Here is a 17,637-nt window from a genome sequence, read left to right as displayed (position 1 = left end):
CGTGTCGCTCTGGCCCATCCGCCGGACTGGAAAGCGGTTCACAGTTGAACAATATTAGAGACTGGTGCCGCGCCAGGACATGCTAGGTTGCGGCAAACGGAGGTTGCCATGACCGCATGCATCGTCGGCTGGGCGCATTCGCGCTTCGGCAAGCTTGAAGGCGAGACGCTCGAGGGCCTGATCACCAAGGTCGCCGTCGAAGCGCTCGACCATGCCGGCATCGGCCCGGACGATGTCGACGAGATCGTGCTCGGCCATTTCAACGCGGGTTTCTCGCCGCAGGATTTCACCGCGAGCCTGGTGCTGCAGGCCGACGACCGGCTACGCTTCAAGCCGGCGACGCGTGTCGAAAACGCCTGCGCCACCGGCTCGGCGGCCGTCAGGCAAGGCATCCGCGCCATCGACGCCAACGCCGCCCGCATCGTGCTGGTGGTCGGCGCCGAGCAGATGACGACGACGCCCGGCCCGGAAATCGGCAAGAACCTGCTCAAGGCTTCCTATCTGCCCGAGGACGGCGAGACACCGGCGGGTTTCGCCGGCGTCTTCGGCAAGATCGCGCAGGCCTATTTCCAGCGCTACGGCGACCAGTCGGATGCGCTGGCGATGATTGCCGCCAAGAACCACAAAAACGGCGTCGACAATCCTTATGCGCAGATGCGCAAGGATTTCGGCTACGAATTCTGCCGGCAGGAAAGCGAGAAGAACCCGTTTGTCGCCGGTCCGCTGAAGCGTACCGACTGCTCGCTGGTGTCTGACGGCGCCGCAGCACTTGTGCTGACCGATACCGCGACGGCGCTGAGGATGCGCCGCGCCGTCACCTTCCGCGCCAACGAGCATGTCCAGGATTTCCTGCCGATGTCGAAGCGTGACATCCTCTCCTTCGAGGGCTGCGAGCAGGCCTGGAACCAGGCGCTGAAGAAGGCCGGCGTGACGCTCGACGATCTTTCCTTCGTCGAGACGCATGACTGCTTCACCATCGCCGAGCTCATCGAATACGAGGCGATGGGCCTGGCGAAGCCGGGCGAGGGCGCCAAGCTCGCGCTGGACGGGACGACGGCCAAGGATGGCCGCTTGCCGGTCAATCCATCCGGTGGGTTGAAGGCCAAGGGCCACCCGATCGGCGCCACCGGCGTGTCGATGCATGTGCTCACTGCCATGCAGTTGACCGGCGAAGCCGGCGGTATCCAGGTGCCGGGCGCCAGGCTCGGCGGTATCTTCAACATGGGCGGCGCGGCGGTGGCCAACTACGTTTCCATTCTCGACCGGATCAGGTAGAACCTGCCCGATTTTTCGGGGGATCCATGACAAATCCGGTTCTGGTCGAAGTTCTGCGCGGTGCGATTGTCGAGAGCGCCCATCGCGGCGCTGTCGCGGTCTTCGATGCCGACGGCAAGCCCTTCCTGGAAATCGGCGACACAACGCGCCCTGTATTCCCGCGCTCGGCGGTGAAGGCGATCCAGGCGCTGCCGCTGGTCGAATCGGGTACCGCCGACGCCTATGGCTTCGGCGACCGCGAACTGGCGCTGGCCTGCGCCTCGCATTCCGGCGAACCCGTGCATGTCGAACTGGCTACGGCCATGCTCGCCAAGGCCGGTCTCGACCGGACCGCGCTCGAATGCGGCGCGCATTGGCCGTCGAGCCATGATGCCACGATCGCATTGGCGCGCGCTGGTGGCTCGCCGAATGCGCTCCATAATAATTGTTCCGGCAAGCATTCCGGTTTTCTCTGCACCTGTGTCCATGCCGGCATCGCCCATCGGGGGTACGTCAAGGCCGGCCACGCCCTGCAGGAAATGGTGCGCGACGTCATGCAGGCGGTGACCGGAGCCGTTCATGGCGATGAGAACAGCGCGACCGACGGCTGCTCGATCCCGACCTACGCGGTGCCGCTGAAAAGCTTCGCGCTGGGTTTTGCCCGCATGGCGACGGGCAGAGGTTTTGCGCCGGAGCGCGCCAAGGCGGCGAAACGGCTTTTGTCGGCCTGCATGGCCGAGCCTTTCCTCGTCGCCGGTACCGGCAAGGCCGATGTCGCGCTGATGCAGGCCGCGCCCGGCCGCATCTTCGTCAAGACCGGCGCCGAGGGCGTGTATTGCGCGGCGGTCCCGGAACTTGGCCTCGGCATCGCGCTGAAATGCGATGACGGCGCCGCCCGCGCCGCCGAGGTCATGGTCGCTTCCGTGCTGGCAAAGCTGTTGCGGTCGGACGAAGCCTTGGCTGCGAAGCTCAGCGAACTTGCCCGTCCACCAATCGAAAGCCGGATCGGCGCCAAGGTCGGCCTGCTGCGGCCGACAGCGGCGCTGAACTAACGCAATTCCAGGAAAAGTGTGAGCGGTTAAGTTCGGCGACTTCGCCGTAACCCTCCGTCCGGAATTGCGTAAAAACAAAGAGTTAGAGCGTTTCACCGTTTCCGTGAAACGGTGAAACGCTCTAACGCAAGGTCTCCCTGGCATTATGTGCTAGTCTCCTCCGCCACTTGAGCGGGCGGTGGGGGACAATCATGTTGGAAGCGGACAAGCTTTTTGCCGGGTCGATCCCGGAAAATTACGATCGCCATATGGTGCCGCTGATTTTCGAGCCATACGCCGCGGATCTTGCGCGGCGTATGGCGGCCTTCTCACCTGGCGCGGTGCTGGAAACCGCCGCGGGCACCGGGGTCGTCACCCGCGCCTTGGCGCCGAAACTCTCTCCTGTCGCCAGCTACGTCGTGACCGATCTCAACCAGCCCATGCTCGACTATGCGGCTTCGCGCCAGGGTCCCGATAGCCGCATTTCATGGCGCCAGGCGGATGCCCTGAAACTGCCATTCGAGGACGAAACCTTCGACCTCGTTTGTTGCCAGTTCGGCGCGATGTTCTTCCCCGACCGGCCGGCAGCTTATCGTGAGGCCAGGCGGGTCCTGAAACCGGGCGGGCGCTTCCTGTTCAGCGTATGGGACCGCATCGAGGAAAACATATTCGCCAACGACGTCACGAACGCCCTCGCCAGGATTTTCCCGGACGATCCGCCTCGCTTCCTGGCGCGTACGCCGCATGGCTACCACGACAAGGGCTTGATCCGTAGCGATCTGCAGGCCGCGGGTTTCTCCGATGTGGCGATCGAGACGAGAGCCGAACAGAGCCGCGCCTCGTCGCCGCGCATTCCGGCGGTGGCCTATTGTCGGGGGACGGTTCTGCGAACCGAAATCGACGCCAGGGATCCGGAAAAACTTGAAGCCGCGACCGATTATGCCGCGGCCGCGATTGCCGAAAAACATGGCTACGGCGAGGTTGCCGCCAAGATTCAGGCGCACATAATCGTGGCTTCTGCTTAGGGCGGTGCAACGCCTCCATCGCGTCGCACATGCACCCTAGCTTACCTTGTTGCGCTCGACAGTCAGGTGCGCGTAGCCGCTGTCGCTTGATTTGGCGAGGTCGCCGGTCACTGGATCGGCCCAGCGCTGGCCGATGATGGCGCCGTTCTTCACGCCGTCGATCACATTGTCCGAGATGACGGCGCTGCCGGAGCCCTCGACGACGCTGACGACGATGCCCGTGCCCGCCTTGCGGATGACGTTGCCCGTCGCCACGACATTGCGCAGATAAGGCCCCCAGCCAAGCTGCATGCCGTAGAGCGGCGCGTTCTCGACCACGTTGCCGGAAACCGTCGTGTCGGCCTCGGCGCTGATGCCGACGCCGAAGCCGGGCGGATCGGCTGTGTAGGGGCCGACCGTCGTCAGGTTGCGCACGATGTTGTTGGCGCACACCGCCATGCGGCCGCCTTCGTTGAAATTGACGATCGAGATGCCGTTGGCGGCGCCGTCGACCAGATTGTTGCTGAGGATCGCGCCTTCGAAGGAGAATTCCGAATAGATGCCCGTCTCGCCCGAGCGCGAACAGGTGTTGCCGGTGATCTGCAGGTTGCTGGCGCTGTTGGCGCGGATCGCGGTGAAAGCGCAATCGGAGACGACATTGCCCGAAATGATGACTTTGCCGGCTCGGAAGGCATTGATGCCGTTGCCGTTCTGGCCGGTGCCGCCGCTGCGCGCGCCGATGCGCTGCACGCGGTTGCCGCTGACGATGGTGCCGTCCTCCGCCGCCTGCCAGCGATGCACGAGGATGCCGCCATTGGCGCAGTCGGAAACATTGTTGCCGGAAATCTCCAGCCCGCCAGCTTCGACCGAATAGATGCCGGCATCCGCCGCGCCCGAAATGTCGCAGTGGCCGACGCGGCCGACGGCATGTTCCAGCGCCAGCCCGCTCTTGCCGCTGCCGGTCACCTGGCAATTGTCGATGACCAGATGAGCGACGCGGCGCAGGTCGAGCAGGCCTTGCGTATAGTCGCCCAGCCATCGATTGCTGCCGTCGAAGACGAGGCCGGTAAGCTCGATATGTTCGGCTTGCTCGGCCATCATCAGATGGCCGTTGCCACCATAGACGATCCGCGTTGCGCCCGGCACGCCCGACAGCCTTACGCGGGCCGGCAGCTTCAGGTTGGAAACAAGATAGGTGCCGGGTGGCAGCGCCACCGGCGCATTGCGCTCGCTGGCCTCGGCCAGCATTTTGGCAAAAGCCTTGCTCTGGTCGTCCAGCGCGCCCGGTTGCACACCAAGCTCGGTGGCGTTGATCGAGCCGCGCATGGCGGCCATCTCGATGCCGGGCAGCGTCTCGGCCGATGCCTTGCCGAGGCAAAGCCCGGCAACGGCGAAGCCGGCAGTCTGGGCAAGCAGCGTTCGTCTGTTCAACATCGGCACAGGTCCTGGCGTTTTGCCTTGCCTGTCGCAGGAATCGTGCCAAGGGCCGGCCTGCCGGTAAATCGCTTGTGCGGACGCTGCGCCGGCCCTAAGTTCACTGAATGAGCAGAGCTTTTACGCGCGAAGAAGACAGCGAAAACGCCATTGCCGGCGTCGGCGAGCGGCCGATCAGTCAGCACCGCAATCTGGTGACGGAGCGCGGTCTTGCCATGATCGAGGAGAACCTCGCCGATCTGCGCGACATCCTGGCTAAGGCCGAACGCAAGGGCGACCGCGAGCGCCTGGCGGTGGTGTCGCGCGACCTGCGCTACTGGACCGCGCGGCGCGAGAATGCCGAGCTTTCCGTGCCGGAGCCCGGCAGCGACGTCGTTCGCTTCGGCATGGGCGTCACGCTGGAAGGCGACGACGGCAAGAAAGTGCATTGGAAGATCGTCGGCGAGGACGAGGCCGACCCGACGAAGGGCAGCATTTCCCATGTCTCGCCGATGGCCGTGGCCCTGTTCGGCAAGAAGGTCGGCGAAACCGTAAGGGTCAACGGCAAGGAATGGGAAATCGTGAAGCTATCGGACAAGGCCGAGAACTAGTCTTCGAGCTTGACAGTATGGTCGCGGAAGAATGCCACGGCGCCGGCCTCGTCGATTTCGCCTGCCGCGACACCCATGACGAATTCATAGATCGTGCCGTTGTCGGCAGTGAGTCCGTACCCATTGATGATCAGGAACGCGCCGGCCGCGACCATAGCCGTGCGTTTGTTGCCATCGACGAACGCATGGTTCCTGGCGATACCGAAAATATAAGCTGCCGCCAGATCTTCGATCGACGGATCACCATAGTTGGCCTTGTTTTCGGCACGGGCGAGCGCGGATTCAAGGGCGTTCTCATCCCTCAAACCCTGGGCGCCGCCGTGCTGGCGCAACTGCTCGGCATGCATTGCCTCCACGGCGCGACGCGACAGAAACTGCCAGCTCATTCGGCAAGCTTCTGAAGCGCGACCTTGTACTTGTCCATGACCTTGCGGGCAGCTTCCATCTGCCGCTCGAAACTGTCATCGACGGGCTCAAGGGCGATGCCCTTCTCGGTTTCGACGATCTGCAGCTGGTCGCCCGTTTTCATGTTCAGGCGGTCGAGAAGGTCCTTCGGCAGGATCACGCCCTCGGAATTGCCGATCTTGCGAGATCGTGGTGTTCATGATGAAATGTCCTGTTGCAACGCTGATTATAACGCACCATTATTTGTGTTGCAACAGAGATTATAACTTCACTTAATCGGCCAGCAACCGGTCCATCAACCGATCCGCTGCCTCCGGGATGACCGTTCCAGGTGGGAAAATCTCTGCCGCTCCCGCCGCCAATACGGCCTCAAAGTCCTGCGGCGGGATGACGCCGCCGGCGACGATCAGCATGTCGCCATGGCCGAGCCTCTTCAGCGCGTCCTTTAGCTCGGGGATCAGCGTCAGATGCCCGGCGGCCAAGGACGAGGCACCGATGATGTCGACATCGTGCTGGACGGCCAGCCTCGCGATTTCGTCCGGCGTCTGGAACATCGGCCCAACGGTGACGTCGAAGCCAAGGTCGGCAAAGGCGCTGGCAATCACCTTCTGGCCGCGGTCGTGGCCATCCTGGCCCATCTTGGCGACCAGGATGCGCGGCTTGCCGCCGGTTTTCTTCTCGAACGTCTCGATCTTCTCCTGCAGCCGGTCGACCGTCGGATTATCGCCGAGCGCGTCACGATAGACGCCGGAGATCGTCTGCACGATGGCCGCATGGCGGCCGAAGACCTTTTCCAGCGCCAGTGAGATCTCGCCGACCGTGGCGTTGGCGCGCGCGGCGCGGATCGCGAATTCAAGCAGGTTCTCGCCGCTTTCGGCGGCGCGGCCGAGCGCGGCGAGCGCATCTTCGAGCGCGCCAACGTCGCGCGTGCCCTTCAGCCGCTGCAGCTTCGCCAACTGCCTGGCCTTCACCTCGGCATTATCGATCTTCAGCACATCGACTTCGATGTCGGTCTGCGGCCGGTGGGCGTTGACGCCGACCAGAATTTGCTCGCCGGAATCGATGCGCGCCTGGGTGCGCGCCGCCGCTTCCTCGATGCGCAGCTTGGGGATACCTTGCTCGATCGCCGCAGCCATCCCGCCGAGGCTTTCGACCTCCTCGATATGGGCAAGCGCGCGCGCGCCAGGTCATGCGTCAGCCGTTCGACATAGGCTGAGCCGCCCCACGGATCGATCATGCGCGTGGTGCCGGATTCCTTTTGCAGGATGAGCTGCGTGTTGCGGGCGATGCGCGCTGAATGGTCGGTCGGCAACGCCATCGCCTCGTCGAAGGAATTGGTGTGCAGGGATTGCGTATGGCCCTGTGTCGCCGCCATCGCCTCGATCATCGTGCGGGTGATGTTGTTGTAGGGGTCCTGCGCCGTCAGCGACCAGCCGGATGTCTGGCAGTGGGTGCGCAGCGACAGCGAGCGCTCGTCCTTCGGCGCGAAATTCTTCTTCATCAGGCTCGACCACAAAAGCCGCGCGGCGCGCAGCTTGGTGACTTCCATGAAGAAGTTCATGCCGATCGCCCAGAAGAACGACAGCCGCGGCGCGAAGCGGTCGATGTCGAGGCCCGCGGCGACGCCGGCGCGCGCATATTCGATGCCGTCGGCGATCGTGTAGGCGAGCTCGAGGTCGGCGGTCGCGCCGGCTTCCTGCATGTGGTAGCCCGAAATCGAGATCGAATTGAACTTTGGCATGTGCCTGGAGGTGTAGGCGAAGATGTCCGACACGATCCGCATCGATGGCTTCGGTGGATAAATGTAGGTGTTGCGGACCATGAACTCCTTCAGGATGTCGTTCTGAATGGTTCCGGCCAGATCCTTCTGCGCGACGCCCTGTTCCTCTGCCGCCACGATATACAGTGCCATGATCGGCAGCACGGCGCCGTTCATGGTCATCGACACCGTCATGTCGCCGAGCGGAATGCCGTCGAACAACTGGCGCATGTCGAGGATGGAATCGATCGCCACGCCGGCCATGCCGACATCGCCCGCGACGCGCGGATGGTCGCTGTCATAGCCGCGATGGGTCGCAAGGTCGAAGGCGACCGACAGGCCCTTCTGGCCGGCGGCGAGATTGCGGCGGTAGAAGGCGTTGGATTCCTCGGCCGTCGAGAAGCCGGCGTACTGCCTGATTGTCCAGGGCTGCTGGACATACATGGTCGGGTAGGGGCCGCGCACGAAGGGCGGCAAGCCTGGATAGGTGTCGAGATCGGCTAGGCCCTTGAGGTCGCCCTGGCCGTAGAGGTGCTTGACCGCGATGCCCTCCGGCGTCATCCGCTGGCCTTTGAGCTCGACCGGGGCACGCCTGGGCGCCGACCAGCCGATCCCGCTGAAATCCGGGATCATGAGCCTGCCCCGATCGACTGGTCGATGCGCACCGCAAACAGCGGTTCGCACGTGGCGACGCCTTCGGTCAGCGCCGGCCGGCGTTCCGCCGGCAGCGTCTCGACCGGGCGCTCCTTCGGCGCACGGAACAGCGTCGTGCCGATGATGCCGCGTTCGCCTGCCCGATAGGTGGCGTTGCGCTTGGCAGCGGCCATCTGCACGCGGTTCTGGATATAGCCCTGCTGCAGGCTGTCGAGCACGCCGCCTTCGGCTTCGATGCGCTGGAATTCCTCCCAGGCTTTGGCGCAGAGGTCATCGGTCAGCGTCTCGACCGCGCCGGAGCCGCTGACCGGATCGGCGACGTGATAGAGGTGGCTTTCATGCGCCATCACCAACTGCGCGTTGCGGGCGACACGGCGGGCAAAGCCGGCCGGCAGTCCATGCGCGATGGTGTGCGGCAGGATCGAGACCGAATCCGCGCCGCCGGTCGCCGCGGCGAAGGCCGCGATTGCCGTGCGCAGGATGTTGGTCTCGGCATCGGCCATCGTCATCATGCGATAGGATGTCTCGGCATGGACGCTCGCAGTCGAGGCCGGGATCGAGCAGGTCTCCTGGATACGTGCCCAGAGCTTGCGCAATGCCCGCACCTTGGCGATCGACAGGAACTGGTCCTGGTCGACGCTGAGCGCGAAGCCGATATACGGTGCTGCGTAGACCAGCGGCTGGCGCGCCTTCTCGAACATCCTCAGATAGGAGACCGCCGAGGCCATCATCGTGCCGAGTTCCTGCGCCTCGGTGGCGCCGGCATTGTGGAACACGCGGCCGTCGGCTTCGAGCAGCACGCCGGGCACGCCCATGGCGAAGAAATGCGCCAGCGACTGCGGCATCGATTCCTGCAGCGCCTCGATCGAGGTGCGCAACCGCCCGGTGCCGGCGAAGATCGCGGCCGGGTCGATGCCGAAGGAGAGATTGAGCTTGGTCGGATCGGAGCGGCGCTTGCTCAGGAAGGCGAGCAGCCAGTCGGCCACCGCGCGGCTCCAGGGATGCGCGTCGATGCGCACCTGGACGCGGTTGAGCGGCACGCCGTCGAGCACCGTCTCCAGCGCCTCGGCGGTGCGCGGCAGGCCGTAGCCGAAGGCGTTCGGCGCGCCTTCGAAGACCAGCGAAAGGCCGGTGGCGCCCTGCGCGATGTCCTCCAGCGCCTGCGCGCTGGCGCGGGCAATGTCCGGATCGTCGACGCGCTGGCTGACGATCCATGGCGCGGTCGGATTGGTGCGCAGCAAGGGTTCGGCGGACGCGGAGCGTTGGCTGAGCGGTTCGATGCGGATGCCGTCATCGGTGTGGGAAACGAGCTTGTCTTCGAAAGAGCCGCCGGCAAGCGCCTTCTCGGCCAGCGCCAGCCAGCGCTTGGCATCCGGGTTTGGAAGGTCGACATCCCTGGTCGTGGCGCCGGCGCCCATCGCTCTCCTCATCCTTTGGCCGCATCGGCCAAGCACATCAGCCAGTAGGATCCAATCTAGGGTCCCACGGCGGATATCACAATGTGCCATCCGGCCACGTTCCGGTGCGGCCCGTCAACCGATTGCCAAACATAGGCAAAATGCGCAAGCGCCAAAGCCCGATTTTGGCAGGCCAATTTCGGCAGCCACCGTTCTCAGGCATTGTCGCCTGGGCCTCGCCTCACTATACCTCGGAAAGGCTTTTCGACGAACGGATTGCGGAGACCGGATATATGGCTGACGAGACCAGCATCTTCATCGGCGCCAGCCGCAAGCCCGACGATTCCTACCAGCGGGCGGAAGCGCTGTTGCTGCGTTACGGCAATCGCCACGGCCTTGTCACCGGGGCGACCGGCACTGGCAAGACGGTCAGCCTGCAGGTCCTGGCCGAAGGCTTTTCCAATGCCGGCGTGCCGGTCTTCTGCGCCGACATCAAGGGTGATCTTTCCGGCATCGCCATGATGGGCGAGGCCAAGGATTTCCTGGTCAAGCGCGCCGAGCAGGTGAAGCTCGACCCTTATCAGTTCCAGGAGTTCCCGGTCATCTTCTGGGATCTGTTCGGCGAGCAGGGTCATCCGATTCTGCGCCACCATCTCCGAGATGGGACCGCTGTTGCTGTCACGGCTGATGAACCTCACCGACGCCCAGGAAGGCGTCATGAACATCGCCTTCCGCATCGCCGACGAGGAAGGCCTGCTGCTGCTCGACCTCAAGGATCTGCAGGCGCTGCTCGCCAACATCGCCGAGCGTTCCGACGAGCTCAGCGCCCGCTACGGCAATGTCACCAGGCCCTCTGTCGGCGCCATCCAGCGCACGCTCTTGGTGCTGGAACAGCAGGGTGCCGCCAATTTCTTCGGCGAGCCGGCGCTGCGCATTGCCGACATCATGCGCACGACGCGCGACGGGCGCGGCGCGGTCAGCGTCCTGGCCGCCGACAAGCTGATGATGAACCCGAGGCTCTACGCCACCTTCCTGCTCTGGCTGATGTCGGAGCTGTTCGAGGAACTGCCCGAGGTCGGCGACCTCGACCAGCCGAAGCTGGTGTTCTTCTTCGACGAGGCGCATCTGTTGTTCGAGGACGCGCCGAAGGTGCTGATCGACCGCGTCGAGCAGGTGGTGCGGCTGATCCGCTCCAAGGGCGTCGGCGTCTATTTCGTCACGCAGAACCCGCTCGATATTCCCGAAAAGGTGCTGGCCCAGCTCGGCAACCGCGTCCAGCATGCGCTGCGCGCCTATACGCCGCGCGAACAGCAGGCGGTGCGCACGGCGGCCGATACGTTCCGGCCCAATCCCGATTTCGACTGTGCCACCGCCATCACCCAGCTTGCCACCGGCGAGGCGCTGGTCTCGATGCTGGAAGACAAGGGTATCCCTGCAATGGTTCAGCGCACGCTGATCCGCCCGCCATCCTCGCGCCTCGGGCCGATTACGCCGGACGAGCGGCGCAAGATCATCGGCGAGAGCCCGGTCGCCGGCCAGTACGACCAAGTGGTTGATCGCGAATCGGCTTTCGAGATACTGCAGAAGAAGGCCAAGGAGGCGCAGGACGCCGAGGCCCAGGCGCCGCAGCAAAAAGTGGCGGCTCGCGCTGGACGATCCCCGGCTTCGACGATGTTTTGGGAACAGGCAACCGGCGCTCTTCCAACCGCCAGACCGTCGCCGAAGCCGCGATCAAGTCCGTGGTGCGCTCGGTCGGCTCCTCTGTCGGCCGCGCCATCGTGCGCGGCATTCTGGGCAGCCTGTCGCGCGGACGCTAACCGCGACTGGTGTAAAGCTCATCTGATCGGCCGGCCTTCGGCGCATTCCATTGTGCGACCGGTCGCACCCTTGCGCATGCGCGCCGCGCCTTTGCAGCACCAGGCAAGCCGGCCGGCATCAGACATCGGTCCGCCCACGGAATTGCCCTTGCTCATTTGTCAGAGTTATCGGGCTAATCTGCGGCAAATAAGCCATAGTTCGCGCAAGAAAAGATTTTCCCTTCCGAACCGCAATTTCATGAAATACCGTATGACCCAAATCGTGCCTCTTGCATGGTTGCCGTGGGGGCACGCTCGCCGGCGCCGCCAACCATGCGCCTGATCACGAATTGTTTTGCCGAAGGAACCGAAAACGCGTGTTCAGGTTGGGCCAAGACGAGCGGGGGCTGACCATCAGGAGGCCGAGTTGCGGCGCAATGATGATCTGCCAGACCGGCTTGCGCAAACCGCTGCTGATAGACGCCCGTTGCTGAACGCGAAAGGCGGCCTGTCGGCCAGGCACACCCATCAAGTACAGCGCTTCTTGAGCGAGAACTTCTCGCGCAAGTTGTCGCTGGCGGAGATGGCGGCTGTGTGCGGTCTCTCCCCCTACCATTTCGCCCGAGCCTTTTCCAAGACGTTCGGGGTATCGCCGCATCAGTACGTTCTCACACTGCGCCTGGACCTGGCCGAAAAGCTGCTTGCAGAGAGCAGCATGTCGATCACGGACATCGCCGATTTGAGCGGGTTTTCGAGCCAGAGCCACTTCACCACCATGATGAAGAAATACCGTCAGGTGACGCCTTTGCAGGCCCGGGCAAGGCAAATCCGCTCGTAGCTCAGAGAATAAGAGGATGCTAATTGATTGACGTCTAAAATTAAGGCTCCTCATTAAAGATACGACTAAAGTAATAGTAAATTAACTCAAGGAGTTACTGCCTGGTTTTTGTAGCAACTCAGCAATTTATTGAAATACAGCTTTCGGGAATCGTGACCTTTATGTGGCAAGTTCGGCTTATCCCGATTTTCCGAGGGGTCTACGGGGACAATGCGCGACGATACGACCATTCGTCGGAGCCTTTCCGAGGAGATCGGCTACTGGCTGGAGTCGGCCTCCAGGACGCTTGAAAAGCGTTACGGCAACAGCGTGCCGCCGGCCAAGCAAGACATCCTGCTTGCCCATTATCTTTACGGTCTCACCGCGGTGGTTCACGCGGGCGACGCGCCCGCCGCCCATCTGGCGGCCGTGCGATCCTATCTGGGGCAGTTGATCCCGCAGGAACGGGTCGCAAGCGCGCTCCAGACTGTCCCCGAGGAGGGCGACTTCTGGCTTGCGAACGCGCTCGATCGCGTCGAGGCGGTCGGCGAAAAGCAGGGCCATGCGCTGCTGCTGGCGCGCGGCGCCGATATCGTCATTCCATTTTCGAGCAGAAACGCTTCGGCGGCAGGGTCGGCGGAACCTGTTGTCATCGAGCGCGACCCACTGAAGGAGGCACTCCGGCAATGAACTTCAAGCAAGGACGAACCATCCGGCGCGGATCGGCGCATTTCGCCGCAAGCTGGACTTCCGGCGCTGCCGACAGCCGCTCGCTTCGCCGTCGGTTGATGGCGACGCTGCGCTTGGCGCATCGCGTACTTGGCCTCGGCCGCAGGAACATGGGACTCGGAACGCTGGGCGTCGGCGGAGTGCTCGGGGCACAGCTTGCGGTGCTGGGGATCATGATCCCGCAGGCGGCGTTCGCGCAGGTTGCCATTGGCAACGGGGTTCTGACCAACGTCGCGAACTGCACGAGTCCCGCCGCAGGGGGGCAAAGCGTAGCGATCGGTTGTGCCACCAGCGCCACGGGCTCCGCCTCGACTGCCATCGGTGATGGCGCCAAGACGAATGGCAACAACGGCGTGGCGATAGGCACCGGTAACACCGCAACTGGCGATGCAGCGATCGCAATCGGTTATACGATGAGTGCCACTGGCCTCAACGCCATAGGCATAGGTGTGTTCGCGAACGCGACCGGCGTCAATGCTCTTGCCGTAGGCGGGAACGCCCGCGCGCTCGTGGACGGAGCATCAGCCTTTGGTGTCAACAGCACCGCAAACGGGGCGAACGCCGTCGCCCTCGGCTCGACGGCCAGCGCTTCGGGCGGTGCCTCGGTGGCGATCGGCTTGTCCTCCAACGCCTCATCCGCAAACGGTGCCGCCATAGCCATGGGGGTCGGCGCCAAGGCGAACGCAGGAACGGGCGGCGGTTCTCCCGTTGCCATTGGCACGAATGCCAATGCAAGCGGCACCGCTCCTGCCGGCTTCACGTTCGAGGCGGTAGCGCTGGGCACCGCCTCAACCGCAACGGGGGCATGGTCGGCCGCCGTCGGTTCGAGTTCTTCAGCGACCGGAACCGGGTCGAGCGCGTTCGGAACCTCTGCCACAGCGTCGGCGAACCAATCCACAGCAATCGGAAACGGGGCCGTGGCCTCCGCTGCCGGGACCACAGCAATGGGTTACCTCGCCAACGCCGCCGGGACGAATGCCGTCGCTGTCGGCATCCAGGCGAACGCGAGTGCCTTAAACTCCGTCTATCTTGGCTCGCGCACCCTTGCAGGAACGGGCTCCACAGCGCAGAGTGCCATCGGCATCGGCACCGATGTGACGGCGTCTCAGGCCGACGCCATGGCAATGGGGCGCGCAAGCAAGGCGACCGGTGCCACCAGCACGGCATTTGGTTTTCAGAGCCAGGCCACGGCGACCAACGCCATCGCCATTGGTCCCCAGGCAAATGCAACGGCGCAAAACTCAGCAGCGCTCGGCAACGTCGCCGTGGCCTCGGGCAATTTCTCGCTCGCCCTGGGCAATTCGGCCACGTCGAGCGGCGTGGGCTCGGTCGCGGCCGGTTCTGGAGCCCAGGCCACGGACACCTCGGCCACCGCGCTCGGCAACAACGCCACGGCGACCGCCGCGGGCGCAAGCGCTCTAGGGCTTGGGGCTACCGCGAGCGGCATCCGTGCCAGCGCGATCGGCCAGTCGGCCAACGCGAGCGCGCAGGACGCCATCGCCATGGGCACCAGCGCCAAGGCCAATTCGGCCCAGGCAGTCGCCATCGGCACATCCGCGACGGCGACCGGCGGCAAGGCTGTCTCCATCGGCGCCGGCAACACCGCTTACGGCGACGGCGCTGTCTCTATCGGCGACCCGAGCTATGCCAGCGGCACGGGCGCTTTCACCGGCGGCGCCAACAACATCGCCAACAGCGACGGCACGGCGACTGCCACCGCGGCCAATATGGCCAATGGTGCCGTCGCGATCGGCAACAGCAACAAGGCGATCGGCCAAGGCTCGGTGGCGCTCGGCAACGGCTCGACAGCCGGTGCGGCCGGTCTTGCCGGCAACGTCGCGCTGGGCAATGGCGCTACCGCGGCGGCAAGCTCCGGCGACGTGGCGCTTGGTTCGGGCTCAGTGACCGCCACGGCGGTCGGCACCAGCGGCGCGACGATCGGGACCACGGCCTACAGCTTCGCCGGCACCAATCCGTTGAGCACTGTCAGCGTCGGCGCGCTCGGCGCGGAGCGGACCATCACCAATGTCGCGGCAGGGCGGCTCAACAACGGCTCGACCGACGCGATCAACGGTTCGCAGCTCTTCGCGACCAATCAGCAGGTGACGCAGAACACCAGCGACATCGCCGCCAACACCGCCGACATCACCAATCTCGGCAATCAGATCAACAGCATCAGCACCGGCGGCATCAAGTATTTCCACGCCAATTCGACTGCCGCGGACTCCTCGGCGACCGGTACGGACTCCGTCGCGATCGGACCCGTCTCGACGGCGACTGGGACGAACGCGATCGCAGCCGGTGTCAATTCGAGCGCCTCCGACGCCAATGCTTCGGCCTTCGGCAGCGGCGCCGTCGCATCGGCCCTCGACGCAACGGCGATGGGGTACATATCAAAGGCCTCGGGCCAATACAGCACCGCCATCGGCGCCAACGCCAATGCCACGGCCACATCCAGCACGGCGATCGGCCAGAACGCGTTCGCAACTGGCATTCAAGCGACCGCCCTCGGCGTAGGAGCGAATGCCGGTGCCCAAAACGCGATCGCGCTCGGCGCCCTCTCCGTCGCGAGCAATACGGGCGACGTTGCGCTCGGCTCTGGCTCCGTGACCGCCGTAGCGGTCGGCACGCCCAATGCGGTGATCAACGGCACTACCTATGCCTTCCAGGGCACCACTCCGACCTCGACAGTCAGCATCGGGGCGCCCGGTGCGGAACGCACGCTCACCAATCTGGCGGCGGGTCGCATCAGCGGTTCCTCGACGGATGCGATCAATGGGTCTCAGCTCTTCGCCACCAACCAGGCCGTCGATGCCATTGGCGCCACGCTGAACAACATCAATGTCGGCGGCGGCATCAAATATTTCCACGCCAATTCGACGCTCGCCGATTCCCAGGCGCTGGGGACGGATTCCGTCGCGGTCGGCCCCAACGCCGTGGCCAACAATGCGGGCGACGTGGCGATCGGATTGAATTCGGCGTCCCGCACCACGACCGCGACCGGCGGCACGACGATCGGCGGGGTGAATTACACCTTCGCCGGCGGAACGCCGGCCGGCGCATTCTCGGTCGGCTCGGTGGGCGCCGAGCGCCAGATCCAGAACGTCGCGGCCGGGCAGTTGAATGGCAGCTCGACCGATGCGGTCAACGGCTCGCAGCTCTTCGCCACCAACCAGCAGGTGACGCAGAACACCACCGATATCGCCGCCAACACAGCGGACATCGCCGCCAACACCACCGACATCACCAATCTCGGCAACGCGATCAGCAACATCGCCGGCGACACCTCGACCGCCTATACCGACGCCAATGGCGAGGGCATCCGCTATGTGCGCACCAACGACAGCACACTGCCGGTCACCGATGCCTTCGCGCAGGGGATAGGCTCTTCCGCCCTCGGCTACCAGGCGACCGCGTCAGCCGCCGATTCTGCTGGCGCTTGGCCGCGGCACCCAGGCCACCGTCACCGGCGGCGTGGCGCTCGGCTCCGGCTCGGTGTCGGACCGCGCGGTCGCGCCGGTGTCGGGATCGATCCTCTCCGGCACCGGCCTCATTCCCTTCAACACCACCGACGCAACCTTGCTCGGCGCCGTCTCGGTCGGCACCTCCACTTCCTATCGCCAGATCATCAACGTGGCCGACGGCACGGAGGACCAGGACGCGGTCACGCTGCGCCAGTTGAAGGGCGCGCTGAGCTCGTTCGCGGTGACGGGGACCATGTACTTCCATGCCAATTCGACTGCCTCCGACTCGCTTGCGGTCGGTGTCGATTCGGTTGCGGTCGGGCCGCGCACGACCGTCAACGGCGACAATGGCATCGGCATCGGCAACGGCGCCATCGTGCAGCAGACGGCGCCTGGCGGCATCGCCATCGGCCAGACGGCGACCGTCAATCAGGCCGACAGCATCGCGCTGGGCACCAACTCGACCGCCAACGGCGCCCAGTCGATGGCGCTCGGCGCCGGCGCCACGGCCAACGAGCCGGGCAGCGTCGCCCTCGGCGCCGGCTCGAAGACGGCGGCGGCTGTCGCCACCACCGGCACCACGATCAACGGCGTCGCCTACACCTTCGCCGGGACAAATCCGACGAGCACGGTGAGTGTCGGCGATGTCGGCAAGGAGCGCACCGTCACCAATGTCGCGGCAGGCAGGATCAGCGGCACCTCGACCGACGCCATCAACGGCAGTCAGCTCTTCGCGACCAACCAGGCCGTCGAAGCAGTGCAGGGCAGTGTCGGCAATCTCAACGAGTTCGCGGTCCAGTACGACAAGAACACGGATGGCACCAAATCCAACTCGCTGACGCTGGTCGGCGGCGACGTGAATGCGCCGGTCGTCATCCACAATGTCGGTGCCGGCACCGCCAACACCGATGCGGTCAACGTCCAGCAGCTCAACACCGGGCTGGCGACCACGTTAGACAGCTCCAAGACCTATACCAACCAGGTGGCGGCCACCACGCTGCAGACGGCCAATGCCTATACCGACTCCAAGCTCAGCCAGCTCAACATGGACATGGACGAGGCTCGCGGCGAAGCGCGCCAGGCGGCGGCGATCGGCCTGGCTGCCGCTTCGCTGCGCTATGACGACCGTCCGGGCAAGCTCAGCGTGGCGGCCGGCGGCGGCTATTGGCGCGGCGAAGGGGCCGTCGCGTTCGGCGCCGGCTACACCAGCGAGGACGGCAGAGCCCGGGCAAACGTCTCCGGCACGACAGCGGGCGGACACTGGGGTGTTGGCGCCGGTGTCAGCTTTACCTTGAACTGAGTT

General features: G+C 64.7%; 10 protein-coding genes and 3 pseudogenes. 8 read left to right on the top strand and 5 right to left on the bottom strand.

The genetic code is table 11. The annotated features are described in order from the left end of the window. Positions 1-108: 108 nt before the first annotated feature. The 3 genes from ACVDG8_RS07360 (at position 109) to ACVDG8_RS07350 (ending at position 3,310) form a co-directional block, all read left to right on the top strand. The gene (locus tag ACVDG8_RS07360; protein WP_447254125.1) at positions 109-1,275 is read left to right on the top strand and encodes an acetyl-CoA acetyltransferase; all 1,167 of its coding nucleotides are present in this window, start codon (positions 109-111) and stop codon (positions 1,273-1,275) included. 26 nt (positions 1,276-1,301) lie between these two features. Then, positions 1,302-2,306 carry an asparaginase gene (locus ACVDG8_RS07355; RefSeq protein WP_447254124.1) on the top strand — a complete coding sequence of 335 codons (1,005 nt, stop codon included), beginning with the start codon at positions 1,302-1,304 and terminating at the stop codon, positions 2,304-2,306. Positions 2,307-2,497: 191 nt separating this feature from the next. Further along, on the top strand, positions 2,498-3,310 hold the full coding sequence (locus tag ACVDG8_RS07350) for a class I SAM-dependent methyltransferase (RefSeq protein WP_447254123.1): 813 nt from the start codon (positions 2,498-2,500) through the stop codon (positions 3,308-3,310). A gap of 36 nt (positions 3,311-3,346) precedes the next feature. On the opposite strand, the gene ACVDG8_RS07345 is transcribed toward ACVDG8_RS07350, so the two are convergent. Next, positions 3,347-4,723: a TIGR03808 family TAT-translocated repetitive protein gene (locus ACVDG8_RS07345; protein ID WP_447254122.1), complete on the bottom strand. Its 1,377-nt coding sequence runs from the start codon at positions 4,721-4,723 to the stop codon at positions 3,347-3,349. A gap of 107 nt (positions 4,724-4,830) precedes the next feature. Between ACVDG8_RS07345 and greA the strand changes: the two genes are divergently transcribed. Next, positions 4,831-5,313, top strand: a complete 483-nt coding sequence (greA, locus tag ACVDG8_RS07340; protein ID WP_447254121.1) for a transcription elongation factor GreA — start codon at positions 4,831-4,833, stop codon at positions 5,311-5,313. On the opposite strand, the gene ACVDG8_RS07335 is transcribed toward greA, so the two are convergent. The 4 genes and pseudogenes from ACVDG8_RS07335 to ACVDG8_RS07320 all read right to left on the bottom strand — a co-directional run bounded on the left by ACVDG8_RS07335 (position 5,310) and on the right by ACVDG8_RS07320 (position 9,549). Continuing rightward, the gene (locus tag ACVDG8_RS07335) at positions 5,310-5,699 is read right to left on the bottom strand and encodes a type II toxin-antitoxin system death-on-curing family toxin (protein ID WP_447254120.1); all 390 of its coding nucleotides are present in this window, start codon (positions 5,697-5,699) and stop codon (positions 5,310-5,312) included. The genes greA and ACVDG8_RS07335 overlap by 4 nt on opposite strands. Then, positions 5,696-5,878, bottom strand: a complete 183-nt coding sequence (locus ACVDG8_RS07330; protein ID WP_455707605.1) for an AbrB/MazE/SpoVT family DNA-binding domain-containing protein — start codon at positions 5,876-5,878, stop codon at positions 5,696-5,698. The genes ACVDG8_RS07335 and ACVDG8_RS07330 overlap by 4 nt, the downstream gene beginning before the upstream one ends. 112 nt (positions 5,879-5,990) lie before the next feature. Then, positions 5,991-8,110 (bottom strand): annotated as a pseudogene (gene scpA / locus ACVDG8_RS07325) (methylmalonyl-CoA mutase). Further along, the gene (locus tag ACVDG8_RS07320; protein WP_447254117.1) at positions 8,107-9,549 is read right to left on the bottom strand and encodes a methylmalonyl-CoA mutase family protein; all 1,443 of its coding nucleotides are present in this window, start codon (positions 9,547-9,549) and stop codon (positions 8,107-8,109) included. Before ACVDG8_RS07320 ends, scpA begins: the two are co-directional and overlap by 4 nt. Before the next feature lie 272 nt (positions 9,550-9,821). Between ACVDG8_RS07320 and ACVDG8_RS07315 the strand changes: the two are divergent. The 4 genes and pseudogenes from ACVDG8_RS07315 to ACVDG8_RS07300 all read left to right on the top strand — a co-directional run bounded on the left by ACVDG8_RS07315 (position 9,822) and on the right by ACVDG8_RS07300 (position 17,634). Beyond that, a pseudogene (locus ACVDG8_RS07315) lies at positions 9,822-11,345 on the top strand (helicase HerA-like C-terminal domain-containing protein). 406 nt (positions 11,346-11,751) lie between these two features. Then, positions 11,752-12,162, top strand: a complete 411-nt coding sequence (locus ACVDG8_RS07310; RefSeq protein ID WP_447254116.1) for an AraC family transcriptional regulator — start codon at positions 11,752-11,754, stop codon at positions 12,160-12,162. Positions 12,163-12,372: 210 nt separating this feature from the next. Next, the gene (locus ACVDG8_RS07305) at positions 12,373-12,831 is read left to right on the top strand and encodes a hypothetical protein (protein WP_455707604.1); all 459 of its coding nucleotides are present in this window, start codon (positions 12,373-12,375) and stop codon (positions 12,829-12,831) included. Further along, a pseudogene (locus tag ACVDG8_RS07300) lies at positions 12,828-17,634 on the top strand (YadA-like family protein). Before ACVDG8_RS07305 ends, ACVDG8_RS07300 begins: the two are co-directional and overlap by 4 nt. The last annotated feature ends 3 nt before the right edge of the window (positions 17,635-17,637 follow it).

This window comes from Mesorhizobium sp. ORM8.1, from assembly GCF_053005525.2.
The sequence above is the reverse complement of the archived record's forward strand: the minus strand, read 5'-3'. Positions and strand labels throughout refer to the sequence as shown.

Excerpts from the sequence above, each read along its gene's own strand:
- ACVDG8_RS07345 (WP_447254122.1), bottom strand. The coding sequence starts at position 4,723 with ATGTTGAACAGACGAACGCTGCTTGCCCAGACTGCCGGCTTCGCCGTT.
- ACVDG8_RS07320 (WP_447254117.1), bottom strand. The coding sequence starts at position 9,549 with ATGGGCGCCGGCGCCACGACCAGGGATGTCGACCTTCCAAACCCGGAT.
- ACVDG8_RS07305 (WP_455707604.1), top strand. The coding sequence starts at position 12,373 with ATGCGCGACGATACGACCATTCGTCGGAGCCTTTCCGAGGAGATCGGC.
- ACVDG8_RS07355 (WP_447254124.1), top strand. The coding sequence starts at position 1,302 with ATGACAAATCCGGTTCTGGTCGAAGTTCTGCGCGGTGCGATTGTCGAG.
- greA (WP_447254121.1), top strand. The coding sequence starts at position 4,831 with ATGAGCAGAGCTTTTACGCGCGAAGAAGACAGCGAAAACGCCATTGCC.
- ACVDG8_RS07360 (WP_447254125.1), top strand. The coding sequence starts at position 109 with ATGACCGCATGCATCGTCGGCTGGGCGCATTCGCGCTTCGGCAAGCTT.
- ACVDG8_RS07335 (WP_447254120.1), bottom strand. The coding sequence starts at position 5,699 with ATGAGCTGGCAGTTTCTGTCGCGTCGCGCCGTGGAGGCAATGCATGCC.
- ACVDG8_RS07350 (WP_447254123.1), top strand. The coding sequence starts at position 2,498 with ATGTTGGAAGCGGACAAGCTTTTTGCCGGGTCGATCCCGGAAAATTAC.